Source organism: Myxococcaceae bacterium (genome assembly GCA_016000045.1).
Lineage (GTDB): Bacteria > Myxococcota > UBA727 > UBA727 > JABDBI01 > AER2-1.
The window spans coordinates 103079-118119 of record JAECQY010000003.1 but is presented as its reverse complement, the minus strand read 5'-3'; the positions used below and the strand labels follow the sequence as shown (position 1 = coordinate 118119).

At 45.9% G+C, this 15041-nt stretch carries 15 protein-coding genes; 12 read left to right on the top strand and 3 right to left on the bottom strand.

Annotated elements, in window-relative coordinates; all coding sequences use genetic code 11:
* Positions 1-60: 60 nt before the first annotated feature.
* The gene (locus I8H75_02590; protein MBH2006224.1) at positions 61-1116 is read right to left on the bottom strand and encodes a cytochrome d ubiquinol oxidase subunit II; all 1056 of its coding nucleotides are present in this window, start codon (positions 1114-1116) and stop codon (positions 61-63) included.
* The gene (locus I8H75_02585; GenBank protein ID MBH2006223.1) at positions 1103-2368 is read right to left on the bottom strand and encodes a cytochrome ubiquinol oxidase subunit I; all 1266 of its coding nucleotides are present in this window, start codon (positions 2366-2368) and stop codon (positions 1103-1105) included. Before I8H75_02585 ends, I8H75_02590 begins: the two co-directional genes overlap by 14 nt.
* Positions 2369-2514: 146 nt before the next feature.
* Here I8H75_02585 and thiM point away from each other — a divergent pair, with 146 nt between their 5' ends.
* The 10 genes from thiM to I8H75_02535 all read left to right on the top strand — a co-directional run bounded on the left by thiM (position 2515) and on the right by I8H75_02535 (position 11770).
* A complete protein-coding gene (thiM, locus tag I8H75_02580) occupies positions 2515-3321 on the top strand; it encodes a hydroxyethylthiazole kinase (GenBank protein MBH2006222.1) in 807 nt (268 codons plus the stop codon).
* Positions 3318-3905 carry a thiamine phosphate synthase gene (gene thiE, locus I8H75_02575; GenBank protein MBH2006221.1) on the top strand — a complete coding sequence of 196 codons (588 nt, stop codon included), beginning with the start codon at positions 3318-3320 and terminating at the stop codon, positions 3903-3905. The genes thiM and thiE overlap by 4 nt, the downstream gene beginning before the upstream one ends.
* The gene (thiD, locus tag I8H75_02570) at positions 3902-4696 is read left to right on the top strand and encodes a bifunctional hydroxymethylpyrimidine kinase/phosphomethylpyrimidine kinase (protein ID MBH2006220.1); all 795 of its coding nucleotides are present in this window, start codon (positions 3902-3904) and stop codon (positions 4694-4696) included. Before thiE ends, thiD begins: the two co-directional genes overlap by 4 nt.
* A gap of 13 nt (positions 4697-4709) precedes the next feature.
* On the top strand, positions 4710-5402 hold the full coding sequence (locus I8H75_02565; protein MBH2006219.1) for a TenA family protein: 693 nt from the start codon (positions 4710-4712) through the stop codon (positions 5400-5402).
* The gene (hemL, locus tag I8H75_02560) at positions 5395-6690 is read left to right on the top strand and encodes a glutamate-1-semialdehyde 2,1-aminomutase (GenBank protein MBH2006218.1); all 1296 of its coding nucleotides are present in this window, start codon (positions 5395-5397) and stop codon (positions 6688-6690) included. Before I8H75_02565 ends, hemL begins: the two co-directional genes overlap by 8 nt.
* A 7-nt stretch (positions 6691-6697) precedes the next feature.
* Positions 6698-7132 (top strand): cytochrome c biogenesis protein CcsA, encoded by a 435-nt coding sequence (ccsA, locus tag I8H75_02555; GenBank protein MBH2006217.1) that lies wholly within the window; start codon positions 6698-6700, stop codon positions 7130-7132.
* Positions 7122-8273, top strand: coding sequence for a glutamyl-tRNA reductase (gene hemA, locus I8H75_02550; GenBank protein MBH2006216.1), 1152 nt, complete (start codon positions 7122-7124; stop codon positions 8271-8273). The genes ccsA and hemA overlap by 11 nt, the downstream gene beginning before the upstream one ends.
* Before the next feature lie 134 nt (positions 8274-8407).
* Positions 8408-10234 carry a translational GTPase TypA gene (gene typA, locus I8H75_02545; protein MBH2006215.1) on the top strand — a complete coding sequence of 609 codons (1827 nt, stop codon included), beginning with the start codon at positions 8408-8410 and terminating at the stop codon, positions 10232-10234.
* A gap of 6 nt (positions 10235-10240) precedes the next feature.
* A complete protein-coding gene (locus tag I8H75_02540; protein ID MBH2006214.1) occupies positions 10241-10498 on the top strand; it encodes a DUF1178 family protein in 258 nt (85 codons plus the stop codon).
* Between the two features lie 996 nt (positions 10499-11494).
* Positions 11495-11770 carry a transposase gene (locus I8H75_02535; GenBank protein ID MBH2006213.1) on the top strand — a complete coding sequence of 92 codons (276 nt, stop codon included), beginning with the start codon at positions 11495-11497 and terminating at the stop codon, positions 11768-11770.
* 208 nt (positions 11771-11978) lie between these two features.
* Here I8H75_02535 and I8H75_02530 read toward each other — a convergent pair whose 3' ends face one another.
* Complete coding sequence (locus I8H75_02530) at positions 11979-13979, bottom strand: lecithin retinol acyltransferase family protein (GenBank protein MBH2006212.1); 2001 nt, start codon at positions 13977-13979, stop codon at positions 11979-11981.
* Between the two features lie 590 nt (positions 13980-14569).
* On the opposite strand from I8H75_02530, the gene I8H75_02525 reads away from it, so the two are divergent.
* The gene (locus tag I8H75_02525) at positions 14570-14773 is read left to right on the top strand and encodes a hypothetical protein (protein ID MBH2006211.1); all 204 of its coding nucleotides are present in this window, start codon (positions 14570-14572) and stop codon (positions 14771-14773) included.
* A 3-nt stretch (positions 14774-14776) separates the two neighbouring features.
* Positions 14777-15025 carry a transposase gene (locus tag I8H75_02520; protein MBH2006210.1) on the top strand — a complete coding sequence of 83 codons (249 nt, stop codon included), beginning with the start codon at positions 14777-14779 and terminating at the stop codon, positions 15023-15025.
* Positions 15026-15041: the final 16 nt, after the last annotated feature.

Genomic DNA, 15041 nt, shown 5'->3' with positions numbered 1-15041 from the left:
ATGCCTCAGCGTAGCATTGCTGAAGGGTTCATTGCCAGTTTGGGACCCAAAAATCTGATTTCAAACCGGCTTGGTGGGTGAAAACAGGCGATAGAGCCAGATGAAAGAAGGAATCAAGGCACAGGCTCCAACACCTAAAGCAATTAAAACTGGGTTTAGAATCGCACGTGAAGCGGCGCTATCTAAGATGGTATGAGTATCTACGATCAGATAGGGAAATTGCCCGAGCGCCCACCCTAAAAGAACAAGAAGGACTTGACTGATGCCAGCTAATTGCGCAACTCGGTCATAGCCCTTGCGCAAAGCCGAAAACAAGACAATTGCGCTTAGAAATGTCAGGGCCTGTAAAGCAAGAGACCAATCTTCATAAAGAAGAGCCTCGTGGAGCCTCGGGGCATCCGTTCGAGATGTAAAAATAGCTATTAAAAGCGAGACCGCTGTCAAGACTTCAAAGAGAATTCCAAATTTCCGAAAATCATTTTTGAGCTTTTCGGAATTGGCGCGCAGAACAAGATAAAGTGAGGATAGCAGGCCGCATAGGCTGAGAGTTAAAAATCCGATGATCACCGGAAATTTCTGAAGCCATGGCCCGATAAAATAAAAATAAAAATCTTGATCAATGATCTGCCTTGAAGTTCCCCAGGAACCGTCAATGAAGGTGGGTGAGGGCAGAGTCGGTATTTGGCCAGATGCAATGGTGGCTAAGCAGATTCCCAGCATGAAAGGTGTCAATAGGCTGGCAATTCCAAAGATAAAGCCCCAAGTCTTTTGAGTTTGGCTGTTCGGAAGGTCGTATGCACGAAAGATGAATGAACACCCTCTTAGAATAATCCCCACAAGCACCAGTGTCAGTGGAATGTGGAGAACAATGCTGATGGTTTCAAAAACGAGTGGAAAACACACAAATAGAAGAACCACGATGATAATTAGCCAAATATGGTTCGATTCCCAAATGGGCGCGATCTGATTTGCGATCAGCTTTCTTTTTTCTGCCCGGTGTGGTCCAAATGAGAGAAGATCCAGGATTCCTCCTCCAAAATCAGCTCCTGCTGTGAGCATGTAGATGCACAAGGCGATCCATAAAACCGCCGCCAGTAAATACTCAGGCGTCCACATGAAACACCCTCTTTCGAAGCAAGTAGACAACAATGAATGACAAAATGCCATACAGACCTGTAAAAAATAAAAATGGAATTTGAAGATATGGCATTGGCGTTAAAGCTTCACTGGTTCTCATCGTATGCCAGATAATCCAAGGTTGTCGACCGATTTCTGTCACCATCCAGCCTGCTTCCACCGCGATGAAACCCATGGGAGAGCACAAAGCCAGTAACTTTAAAAACCAAGGAGTCGATTCAAAAGATTTTTTCTTTCCGTGCAAAAATACTCCGAGCAAGGCTGTTGCCAGCATGGCCATACCTGCGAAGATCATGACTTGAAAGCTTACATGAATGGGCCAAATGGGAGGGCGCTCATCGACGGGGAAGTCTGCGATGCCTCGGACGACTGCATCCGGGTTTTCATAGGCTAGAAAGCTCAGCATTTTCGGTATCTCGATCGCGAACTCGGTTCTTTGCTCTTTCTCATTGGGCCAGCCGAAGATTCGCAGAGGGGCTCCTGCTTCTGTTTTCCATTGCCCTTCCATGGCCGCAAGTTTCATGGGCTGGTATTGAGCCACATGCATGGCGCTTAAATGGCCGCTTGCAAGTTGCAAGGGAATCGTCACTGCGCCGACCCAGAAGGCGACCCGAAGCCCTGTCTGGTGAAACAGATTCTCGGGTTTCTTCAGGAGTCCGATGGCGTGAATCCCTGCCGCAAAAAATCCCATCGAAGCATAAGCTGCTAGAACCATATGCAACGACTGAGGCAGCCAGGCTGGGTTATTCATCGCTTCGAAGGGATCAAAGTGCGTAACGACTCCATTTTGAATCGTGATGCCCGTTGGGGTGTTCATCCAACCGTTTGCTGCAACCACTAAAATCGCAGAACTCGTGCCGCTGATCAGGACCATCACTCCTGTTAACCAATGCGCTCTCGTTGAGATTTTTTCCCATCCGTAGAGATAGATTCCGAGAAAGATGGCTTCCAAGAAAAATGCAAAGCCTTCTAGAGAAAAAGGCATTCCAATGACAGGACCGGCGAACTTCATGAAGGTTGGCCAAAGTAAGCCAAGTTCAAAGGATAGAACAGTTCCGGATACGGCTCCCACCGCAAACATAATTGCCGTACCTTGTGACCAGCGTTTGGCCAAAGTCAAGTAAAGTAGGTTGTTGGTCCTGAGGTAGACCCACTCCGCAATGCACATGAGTAGAGGCATTCCGATGCCGCAAATGGCAAAGATAATGTGGAATCCCAAGGATAAGCCCATTTGCGAACGCGCAGCGAGGAGATTTGTTATCATTGCTTCCATCATGCCAGATGCAATATTAGGATTGCAATGGAGGGTTGTTTTTTTTGAGGAATTGCGACAGCCATGGGCTTGCTCGAAGAGAATTACATCTGTATGGCTGCGATATGAATTTGGATTTTCATTCGATTGTTCGTGATTTGGAGTTGGTAAGGCGCAACAAGCCGCTGGTCTTAAATTTAACTAACTTTGTTTCTGCGGGTTGGGTTGCGAATGGATTGTTAGCCATAGGGGCTGCACCTGTGATGTCGCAGGCAGAAGAGGAAATAGAGGAACTCGTCGCTTCTTCAGATTCGCTGGTCTTAAATATCGGCACAGCCGATCGAATGATGGTTGGAGTCATGAAGCGCGCACTTCGTCAAGCGTCTCAACTTGGAAAGCCTGTGGTTCTAGACCCGGTTGGAGCAGGTGCCACACCCTGCAGAACCCGGATTGTTCAGGAGTTGCTTGAAATCGGAGGCGTTTGTGTGGTTCGTGGAAATCCTTCTGAAGTCGCTGCATTAGCGGGAGGGAAATCAACGACTCGAGGAGTTGAGACTTCGTTGTTGCCAGCCGAAGCGCTGGAGTACGCCTATTCAATCAATCAGCAATATGGTTGTGTCGTGGTGGTTAGTGGTCCGGATGATTTAATCGTTCAGAGCCAAGGAACCGCTCGACTTTACAATGGAACAGCGATGATGGCTCGTATCACGGGCATGGGCTGCTTAGCCTCTGCCATGATAGCGGCTTTTTGTGCTGTTCAACCCGTTTTGTTTTCAGCCTCTCTTCATGCAATGGCTTCGATTTGCATTGCAGGTGAGAAAGCAGCTTCAACGGGCTGTGGTCTAGGAAGCTATCAAACAGTCTTTCTGGATGTTTTAGCAAATTTGGATGAAGAAATAGTCAAGTCATTGTTAGCAGTGGAGTGTTTATGAAATTACAATTGGTTTTAGAGCCTCATGCAGATTTACCTGCCCTGATTAGGGAAGCGGTCCGCGGGGGGGTTACCTTGGTTCAGTGGCGAGACAAGTACTACAACGATCGCGATTTTTACGAACAAGGTCTTATTGTCAGGCAAGTATGCCGGGAATTGCAGGTTCCGATGGTCGTGAATGATCGCGTTGATATTGCTTTGGCCATCGGTGCGGATGGAGTTCATATCGGGCAGTCTGATTTGCCTTACGAAGTGGCTCGCCGGATTTTGCCGGCTCATATGATCATCGGTTTGACAGCCGAAACGCTGAAAGATGTCGAGCAAGCGGAACCGCTTGAGGTTGCCTATCTGGCCTTAAGCCCTGTTTTCGAAACACATACCAAAGAGGACACAAAGGCACCTTTTGGCTTGGAAGGCGTTCGGAAAGCCCGTTCCATCAGTCGGCATCGATTGATCGCAGTGGGTGGAGTGAACCGCGGCAATATTCATGAAGTTTTGAATGCTGGAGCGGATGGAGTAGCCGTTGTAAGCGCAATCTGTCGTTCTTCATCTCCCTGCGAGGCTGCCAAGGCCCTTGTGGTATGAAGCGTGTCTTAACGATCGCTGGCTCCGATTCTGGTGGGGGAGCCGGAATTCAAGCCGATCTTAAGACCATTTCGGCCATTGGCTGCTACGGAGCAACTGCCATTACAGCTTTGACTTCTCAAAATACAAGAGGCGTTAAAGGGGTTTTTCCGGTCGAGCCTAGTTTCATTCAAGAACAAATCGAAGCGGTCCTGGAGGATATTGGGGCTGATGCCATTAAATTGGGAATGCTTTACAACGCCAATGTGGTTGAGATCGTAGCCAATTGTTTGAAGCGTTACCCAGCGATTCCAGTGGTGATTGACCCGGTGATGATTTCACAATCCGGGCATCGTCTTCTTGAAAACGATGCCATACTCGCTTTGAGAGAGTATTTATTTCCCAGAGCCTATCTTCTGACGCCTAATCTTGACGAAGCGACTGCTTTGGTTGGCGAGCATCACGTCGAGAGCATGGCACATAAGATTCTTTCAATAGGACCTAAGGCTGTGCTGATCAAAGGGGGTCATCGGAATACGCGTACCTTTGATCACGCAGAGGATTATTTGCTGAAATTTGGTAAAACTCAAGGAACCTATTTTCGTTCTTCTTGGATTCGAACCCGCAACACTCATGGAACAGGCTGTACTCTATCTGCAGCCATTGCGTGCTATGTTGCGTTCGGACATCCTCTCAGTGAAGCTGTAGCCCTCGCAAAATCCTATTTGAATGGGGCCATGAATCGCTCAAGTCCGTATTCGATAGGTGCCGGAGCCGGCCCTGTTTGTCATCATTGGAAGATCCTAGGATGAAGGGAAGATTGGCATGAAATTAAGCTCTACCCGTTGCGCATGGTTATTCAGCTTGATGGCTTTCAGTGCTTTTGGGTCGAATTTTATGGATCTTGCAGACCAAAGAACAGAGCCTTTGTTGATTCGCATTTTAAACCATCCTTTCGTTCAAACTCTGGCAAATGGAACTCTTAAAGTTGAAAATTACCGCTACTACAAACAACAAGATCGACTTTACAGCACCCGTTACGCAGACGTTCTCTCGGCTTTGTCGATTCGCACGCACAATGTAACCGTTAAGAAATTTTTAACGAAAGCGGCGATCGATTCTCTTGAATACGGCGCGACGGGAAGCGAACATGATTCGCAACAATGTCCTAGCTGCCAAGCCTATTCGGATTTTGAGCTATCTTCGGCTTTCTTTTCTTTTGCAGTTGGACTTTCCGCAATGACACCTTGTTACACTGTTTACGAACGAGTGGCGGATTGGATGCTTCAGCATCCTGTGAGCGATAATCCCTATCAGTCGTGGATGGATGCTTGGTCTTCATCCGATTTCAAGAACAGTGTTCAAGAGATTCGGGCGATCATGAATCAAGAGGCTCTGAAAGTCGATTTGTCTGTATGGGATCGAATGTTAGAAGCTTATGCTTTAGCAGTTCGCTATGAATGGCAATTTTTTAATAGCGCCTGGAATTTAGCCAAATGGGAGCCAACTAATGAATGATCGGTTAACCAACGAGCGCTGCTTTGAGCAAGCTCAAAGCCTGATTCCAGGTGGAGTGAATAGTCCTGTCAGAGCCTTTCACTCAGTGGGTGGAACACCGATATTTATTGAAAAGGGTCAAGGGGCTTTTTTGATTGATGTGGAAGGCAATCAATATGTAGATTACGTCCTTTCCTGGGGGCCTTTGGTCTTAGGTCATGCTTTTCCTACGGTGGTCGAATCCGTTGTTCAGTCGGCGCAAAATGGCACCAGTTTTGGTGCCCCCACTCGAGCAGAGACGGAATTGGCGGCATTGCTGGTGTCCCTTTTCTCTTCGATGGATCAAGTTCGCTTTGTCAACAGTGGCACCGAAGCAACGATGAGCGCCATCCGACTGGCTCGTGCTTTTACTCGACGAGATAAAATCATCAAATTTTCGGGGAATTATCACGGGCATGCAGATATGTTGTTGGCGCAAGCCGGTAGCGGTCTGGCGACCTTAAGCCTATCGGCTTGCTCTGGAGTGACCCTGCATTCGGTTCAAGACACCTTGGTTGCTCAATACAATCATTTGAAATCCGTTGAAACTTTGTTTGAAGCGCATCCAGGTCAGATAGCTGGCATCATCGTTGAACCGGTTGCGGGCAATATGGGTTTGGTGTTGCCTCAGCATGATTTTTTAAGTGGCTTACGCCGGCTTTGCGATGAGCACGGAGCTTTACTGATTATAGACGAAGTGATGACTGGATTTCGTGCAGCGATTCCAGGGGCTCAAACCCATTTCGATGTTCAAGCGGATATTACGTGTTTGGGTAAGGTGATTGGTGGGGGCTTGCCCGTGGCAGCGTATGGTGCTCGTCAGGAGATTATGGAGCAGGTGGCTCCTGTTGGAAATATGTATCAAGCGGGTACGCTTTCTGGAAATCCCCTTGGCATGGCTGCTGGTTTATCCACTCTGAGAGCTTGGTTATCGGAGGGAAGATTTGAATACACTTCTCAGCTTTGTCGTGAATTCGTAGAGGGCTTGAATGAACTTGCAAGTCGGCGAGGGATCTTGGTTCAAATCAGTTCGATCGGCACCCTGTTTGGCATCTACTTTTTAAAAGAGCCGGGTCGAGTGACCAACTATGAAGAAGCGAAGCGCTATGTGGATCCTGTGCGATATGCTCAGTTTTTTCATCAGATGTTGAAGCGAGGTGTCTATTTCGCTCCAAGTGCGTATGAAGCAGGTTTCATGAGCTCTGCTCACACGAAGGAAGATATTGCTAAAACTCTGCATGCTGCGGAGGTGGCGTTTGCTTTGTTGTGAGGCCCATTTGCTTTGGATACACCTCCTTTCATCGCTTGCTTCCGATGTGTTTTTGGTGCTCTCGGCGCTCATCTCGATTTTGTATTTGAGGCAAGATGCAAACCTGAAGCGTAAAAAGCGAATCGGTTCATTGCCTTCGCTTCACAAGATGGATCAGTTCGGGCTTTTTCTATTGTTTGTGGCGTTTGTTTTGATGACATTGGGAATGTTTGCAGGCTCGATATTGGCCTATCAGACCTGGGGACCATATTGGTACCTCGATCCGCGCCAGCTTTGGTCCGTTTGCGTATGGCTACTCTTTGCTTTCGTCTTATTGGCTCGTTGGCAGGCTGGTTGGCGTGGACGAAAAGCGGTTTTTGTCAGTTTATCTGGAAGTATGGCCATGCTTCTCGGTTTTTTCCTTTTGAATTATTTTCATTGGAGCCAGCATTATGGGCTCTGACTTTCTGTGTTTAGGAATTAATCACCAAAAAACCCCGGTGGAACTTCGAGAGCGGCTTTCTTTTTCCAGTGAACGCTTAAACGAGGCTTTGTTGCAAGCTGTCGCTTCCGAGTATGTTGATGAGGCTGCGATTGTGAGCACATGCAATCGCATTGAAATCTACGCTCAAGGTCACAAAGATTTTGCCGAAGCAGCCTTACAAGATTTTGTGACGGACTACCACCGAATACCAGCTCAAATATTGGCGCCGCATTGGTACTGCTATCAAGGTCAACACGCTTTTACTCAGTTGATGCGAGTCGCTTCTTCGCTGGATTCGCTGGTGATTGGAGAACCGCAAATCCTTGGGCAGGTCAAATCGGCGTTTAAAAGGGCTCAAGAAAGTGGGACTGCCGGACCCAAACTAACCCGGGTATTTTCCCAAGCTTTTCATGCTGCCAAAAAGATTCGCTTTCAAACAGAGTTGGGCAAAAATCCAGTCACAGTTTCTTATGCTGCAGTTCAGCTGGCTGAGAAAGTATTTGGAGATTTAAGTTCTCTCAAGTGCTTGCTCTTAGGACGTGGGGAAATGGGCTCGTTAGCGGCTTCTCATTTCAAAGAAAAAGGGACGCAGATCCAATCCGTCGGAACCGATTTTTCGCTGCAGCAAGATCTTCTCGAACCGGATTTACTCGTTGCTTCTGCTACGACCCAGGCTTATTTAGTCACAGCAAACGCACTGCGTTCCATCATGAGGCTACGCCGCTATCGTCCACTTTTTGTGATTGATATTGGTGTGCCGCGCAATATTGACCCAGATATTGTTCAAATTGATGGCGTTTATTTGTATAATATTGATGATTTATCTCAGGTGGTCTCAGAAAATCTGAATGAGCGCAAAGGCAAAGCTCTTTTAGCGGAAACGATTATTCGTAAGCAAGCTCTTGCTTACGATCAGGATAAAAAAATACGGAATTTGAGCAGCCTCATCCTAAATTTGGAAAATCAATCTCGAAGTATCTCGGAAGAAGAGTGGGAGCGTTTGTTGAAAAGCAATGTATTCTCAGCGGATCAGCGAAATCGTTTGCTAGAGTTTAGCCGTGTGCTGAGCTCAAAACTATTTCATGTGGCCGTAGAGGTTCTGAAAGAATCAGCAAAGTAGAAGATAGCTAAAGCCCCCATCGGCCATTCCCGCTCCTGCTCCGCAATAAAGGCGACTACGACGACTTTACGGTTGCCCTGATTTCATCAGTAGCGCATTGCATAACTGCGCCATTTTGTTAGGGTGCCGCTTCTATGACCCAAATAACTCCGGATAAAATTCGCAATGTTGCGATCATTGCTCATATTGACCATGGAAAGACAACCCTTTTGGATGGGCTTTTAAAGCAGTCCGCAGTATTTCGAGAGAATCAAGCGGTACCGGAGCGCGTCATGGATTCCTATGACCAAGAACGAGAGCGCGGGATTACGATTTTTGCAAAACATTGCTCGATTTCCTTTGGCGATTATAAAGTCAATATTATCGATACACCGGGACACGCCGATTTCTCAGGCGAGGTTGAACGAGTCTTGGATATGGTGAACTCTGTGCTCTTATTGGTGGATGCGCGAGAGGGTCCTATGCCGCAAACACGTTACGTCTTGAGTCAGGCGCTGAAACGAGGATTGCGTCCTTTGGTGATTATTAACAAAGTCGATCGCCCGCATGCGGATCCAGACCGTGTTTTGAGTGAGACTTTTGATTTATTTGTCGAACTCTCGGCAAACGATGAGCAATTAAACTTTCCGTATATCTATGCGTCTGGTTTATCAGGCTATGCTTGCAAGTCTTTAGACGATCCCAGGGACAGCTTGGCGCCTTTGCTTCAGCTCATTGTGGATGCAGTTCCAGCTCCGGGCGGTGAATTGGATAAACCCTTTTTGATGCAAGTGGCGACGGCTCCCTACGATGAATATTTAGGCCGTGGAGCTTGTGGGCGTATTCTGCATGGAACCGTTCGAAAGGGAACGGCTGTCACACACGTGACTGCTCAAGGTGAGCAAAAGACGCTTCGACTGACTCGAATCAAAGGCTATCATGGAATCCAGCAAGTGGACATAGAAGAAGCAGGTGCTGGCGATATCGTGAATCTCTATGGGGTTCCCGATGTTTTGATTGGAGATACTCTATCCGATCCAGACCATGTTCAAGTTTTGCCGGCTTTGCGAGTCGAAGAGCCGACCATCTCGGTTAACTTTATGGTGAATTCAGGCCCTTTTGCTGGACAAGATGGCAAAAATATCACCATGAACAAGATTCGGGATCGTTTGAATAAGGAAAAGAAGGCCAATATTACGCTTCGAATTGAAGAACTGCCAGATTCGCAAGAAAGCATGCGGGTGTCTGGGCGAGGAGAGTTGCACTTAGCCGTTTTGATTGAAGCAATGCGTCGAGAAAGCTACGAATTTTGCATATCCAAACCAAAAGTGATTACCAAGCAAATCAACGGAATTTTGCATGAAGCCTTGGAACGCGTCTACGTTGAAGTTCCGGAAGAGAATTCAGGGGCCGTGATCGATGCTTTAGCGAAGCGTAAAGGAGAGATGCAAAGTTTTGATACCAACGAACACAAGATTACCCGAATGGAGTTTTTGATTCCTACTCGAGGCCTCATGGGGTTCAGGCACGACTTTCTAACCATGACGCGGGGGGAAGGAATTCTGACCAATATTTTTGAAGATTTTGTTCCTTGGAAGGGTGAGATTCCCAAACGTAAAAACGGTGTCATGATTTCCATGAATCAAGGTCGAGTGACTCCTTATGCTTGCTTTTCATTGCAAGAAAGAGGCGTCTTATTGGTGGAGTCGAATGAAGATACCTATGAAGGAATGATTGTTGGCGAACATTGTCGAGATAATGATATTCCAGTCAATATTACCCGAGAAAAAGCGTTAACCAATATGCGAGCAGCGGGTAAAGATGAAAATATTGTTTTGACTCCGGCACGAAAGTTAACGCTGGAACAAGCGATCGATTACATTGAAGACGATGAACTGGTTGAAGTCACTCCGAATCATTTTCGATTTCGAAAGATTTATTTAAAAGAAAATGACCGAAAACGGGCTGAGAAGCATAACTAATGACACATGTATGACTTAAAGCTTGAATGTGAGGCAGGGCACCGCTTTGAAGGACTGTTCGATACAGAGAAAGACTATATCGAACGATTGGATCAAGGCGAAATCTGTTGCCCGGTCTGTGATTCAGAGTTTGTCATGCGATCCCAAGCGGTTCGATCTCAGTCGGGTCGGGCTCTGATGCAGCTCATTCAAAGCCTCAAATCCATTTCGGACCTGAAAGTCGATCGAGCTGGGGATCTGTTCTTTAAGCTTTTATTAGATTAACCTGAGTTTCGTTTAAGAGATTCTCAACAGGCTAAAAATAAAAGATTTTTTCTTCACATTGGAGTTTTTAAAGATCATCCTGCTTTTCTCACTCAACACAGGAGAAAACAAGATGACAGAAATATTTTGCATTGTTGGCGATTTTTTCAGGCCCTTCCAGAAGATTTTGAGAAACAACTGGGGATATGAAATGCAATGAAAATCCGTCGACGTCTAGGAGAACTATCCCTCACCCAGATAATGGCAATCCTTATTCTGTTTCAGAACTCAGGATATCGCAATTTTAAGACCTAGTACTTGGACTATGTCGGTCGACATTTGCGTTCAGAATTTCCGAACTTGATTTCTTATTCCCGTTTCGTTTATCTCATGCCAAGGGCTTTGCTCGTATGACCTTTTTTGATGCTTAATGTGTGGAAAAATAAAGGGGATTCAGGTTCTTTAGGTAGAGCAAGAACATCATGTGGGATATTCACCTCATGAAAAGACTTTGAAGCCCAGGCCCTATGAGAAGACGGATGCTACTTTGGAAGAATAGATTACAGGTATGTATGCTCGGGGCATGAGTGTTTGAGATATTTAATCTCAGCTTGAAAGCTTTCAGGGAGTCGACGTTTCGTCCGCGCTCATCTCAAAAATTACGGATAAAGTGTTTGAGGGCATTCAGGAATGGCAAGGCACCCCCTAGATGATGTCTATGCGGTTCTTTTCAGAGATGCCGTTCACTACAAAATTAGAATGGATTTGAAAGTGGTCTCCAAAGAGCGTGATCGGAATCAATCCTCAGTGAAAAGTCGATGTATTGGGATTATGGCTGTCTGAGGCGGAGGGCCTCACTTCTGGTTCAGCTTTGCATCGTTTACCCAATCCGCAGCAGCCCCAAATACCTGGCTTCACGTTGCCAGAAAAAGTTTGTAGCCGATCTAAAGTGTGTCTACCGGGGGCTTCCTCTCGTGAACTTGCTGAAGCGGCTCTGGAAATCTAGAGACCAAGTGGATGACAAATCAAGAAGTGCAGTCAAGGGATGGCGAGATAATTGGCTCACCTTTCCACATGCTTTGTTTCCGGGAGGAAATCCGTAAGATGATTGATACGACCAATGCTGTGGAAGCGCTGCATCGTCCATTTCGAAAAGTGACTAAAGCCAAGGGCTTTTTTCCTACAGACGAGGCGCTCAAAATTGGTTTAAAAGACTTTTTCAGAAACAAGCGAGACAGGCCAGTGATACTGGGCTCGCTTCAGATGATATCCGGGGATCGAGTGTCGGTTTGATCAATAACACGACCAGTTACACAAACTATTTTACAGTCTCAGCAAAACTTTTGTTCTTGCCGTCCTATCATCCAAGGCTGAGTTATCTAGTCAAATACACGTAATCCCGCTTTACAAGCCTTCTCACAAGCGTTTGAAGCATGTTTGCTCTCTCAGGGAGAGCCCGCCATCACACAATGAACAATGCCCATGTCGAAACCGTTAATACCTAATTAAGCGGCAATTTAATGGTCCTTGGTAAACCCTTGATCTGCTCACCAGCGCTTCGCAGTTCAAGCTCGACCTCATTACGGCGTACCGAAGTTTCATTGTTTACATGCGGCCCAGGCACTATAGTAATGTAAAGGCGTTTGCCCTCTAATTTTGTTTTGTAAGTTGGCCTTTCTCCTACCTTTACATAACCAGAAGTATAATTGGGTATTCTTTCTGTCCGCGTATACTTTTTCCCTCCACAGGATACACTACAGGTATAGTGATCTTCCCATTGCTTGACATCTATTCTAATTTGATCCATCGAAAACGGTAAAGGCTCAACCTCAAACGTTACAGTAAGACCTGTGGTTTGTATGTGCCGCAATGATCGAGACACATTGGTAGCAGGTTGACGAACCTGTTGCGAAAAAGCGACTGGTTTTCTTGAGAGTTCTTCGGCAATTTGCCTTCGAGAGCGAGGCGAAACGTCAATATTGGCCATCGAAGGCTGTTCTGCGGAAACAGGAACGTGTCCCGCTCCCGATTGCCTTCGAGAGCGAGGCGAAACGTCAATATTGGCCATCGAAGGCTGTTCTGTGGAAACAGGAACGTATCCCGCTTCTGATGCTGGGGTTGATTGTTCAACTTTGACATCGGAGACAGGAGATTTGGAAGTTGCCTCAGATTCACGCTTCCCTTTTGGCTTTGTCAGTCTCATCCCTTCACATTGTAATGTCGTTGTATTAGGCAACTCAGCAATAGTATTTCTTACTTCCAACTCTGTTCTAGCCTTCATAATTTTTTTTGCAGCCTCAATAAATAGATCACGAGTGGGATTTTCTGAGCCATTCTTAAAAACTAAAAAATTACCATTTCTATTAATCGAATTGCTAATTGCTCTCCAAAAAAATATGGAAAATGAGCCAACAATTGTTTCATCAACTGAGTTGTGGAGATAAGGATCATTTTCATGACCATTGACTGGGTATTTTACACAAAACAAGGCAAGGTGATGACAATTTTCATTGATTAGGCCCCAATTGGCGCGCCCGAGATTTAGAAGAGCTAGGGCAATAGTCTCTTCGGGTTTGCTTGGGCGATCACTTAAAACCTCAAAAAAAGTTTGCTCACCATCAAGAAATCGTACCAATGTGTCAACTCGAACACGCGTCGATGATCCCCATTTGCTCAACTCACGAAGATTAGAGGCACTTTCATCAGGAAAGTAGTGAACAACAAGGCCGTTACCTATGTACAGAGCATAATGTTTTGAACTGACAGGACGATGTATAATCATAGGCACCATGGATGGCTCTTCCCCTAGATGCAATTCTTTTGTTTGGGGCTTGTACGATGACACTCCATCAAGTGGTTTCCCTGTACGAGACGGCATTATATCATTTTTTAAGACTTCATTCAAATCACTTTCAGAAGCTTTTTGTTCGCTCCCGTGCGATGCCATCCGTATTCCTGGCACAACATAAAAACCCAGAACAATTGGTTGCTCAAGGTCTCCTGCCTTCGGATCAAATACACCTGCAACTTCATCATCAGATTCTGACATAAGTCCTAGTTTCACAGGTTCTCTCAAAAGCTCATACAACTCAGCCTGCATCTCCTCAACAGACTGGCCCTCACCAATTCGTTTCACGGAATGCCGCGCCTCATCAATCTGCCGCCTTAGCTCTTTGATGCGCTCTTTACGTTCTCTGACAAGCTCTTCAAACGTTTTTTCGCGCTTCAAGAGACTTTTGAACTCATCTTGCCTCCGCTTCGCCTCTTTGTTTATTTCTTCTGTCTTCACAACTCCTTCTTGGATAACCGAAGCGATGTTCGACAAAAGGGGAAACACAAACAAACTTTGACTTAAGCGAGAACGACTTGTTTGCAACTTAACCAGACTGCCGATGGTCCTAAAGGCACCATGAAAACCAATTGGATGCCGAACGGCCAGCTCAGCCTGAGAAACGGAACAGATGAAAAACACATGAAGGAAGACAAGAAAAGACTTATTCATTTCGAACTCCTATGGACTACATTTCAGTCAAAATCCTCACTATTCCTTTAAAATTTGAATTGCAATCCTTGTTTTTTAATCTGGATTTGTTGGGCTCGAAAGTAAGCTTCTTGAATCCTACAAACCTTCTCATCAGCAAGCAAAGCGTCGAGTTCCGTTCCGTCTTATGATCAGTTTCAAGAGCCCGATACATCCAAGGCCTCAGAATAAGCCCGCAGATGGCTCAGATATGGTTGAGCGACAACAAGGCTCGATTTCCACTTCGAGGATCGAGAAAAATAGAGATTTGATTTGACTTAACCTCGCTTTTTTTGAATATTTGCTGTTTTTATACAGCCGAGATTGTTAGATGTTTAGTCCCAGACTGCGATGGTATCTATGGTGTGCCAAAAGCAACTTGGGAGAAAATACTGGACAAATACTTCATGGATGCGCCCGAACGACAAAGGCAGTGTGCCGAGAGATATAAAATAGTCAAACGAGCCTAGCGTCATGGGATTAGTCGACTGCCCAGCACTGTCGAGCAGCCAAACAAGAAAGAGAAATTCAAAAATTATCCCATTGGCTATTTTCATATCGATATTACGGAAGTGCATACAGAAGAAGGTAAACTTTATAGGTTCGTAGCGGTTGATAGAACCTCGAAGTTTGCCTACGCTGAACTCTTGGAAAAGTATGGAAAAATAGAAGCTGCCGAGTTTCTTAAGCGCCTTGTGCAGGTTGTTCCTTATAAAATCCATACCCTTTTAACAGACCATGGTGCTCAGTTTACGAACCGCGGAGATCAGAAATAGGCATTGACGCCTATTTTTGATCGGATCTGCCAGCAAGAAGACATTGAGCATCGTCTGACACAAGTGAATCACCCATGGACCAATGGCCAGGTAGAACGGATGAATCGGACCATTAAAGAAGCGACAGTGAAAAAGTATCCCTATCAGACACATCAGCAGCTTAGTCAGCACCTCAGGGATTTTCTCAATCCCTGTAATTTTGCAAAGCGCCTTAAAACTCTAAAAGGGCTAACTCCTTACGAATTTATTTAAAATCATGGCAAAATCT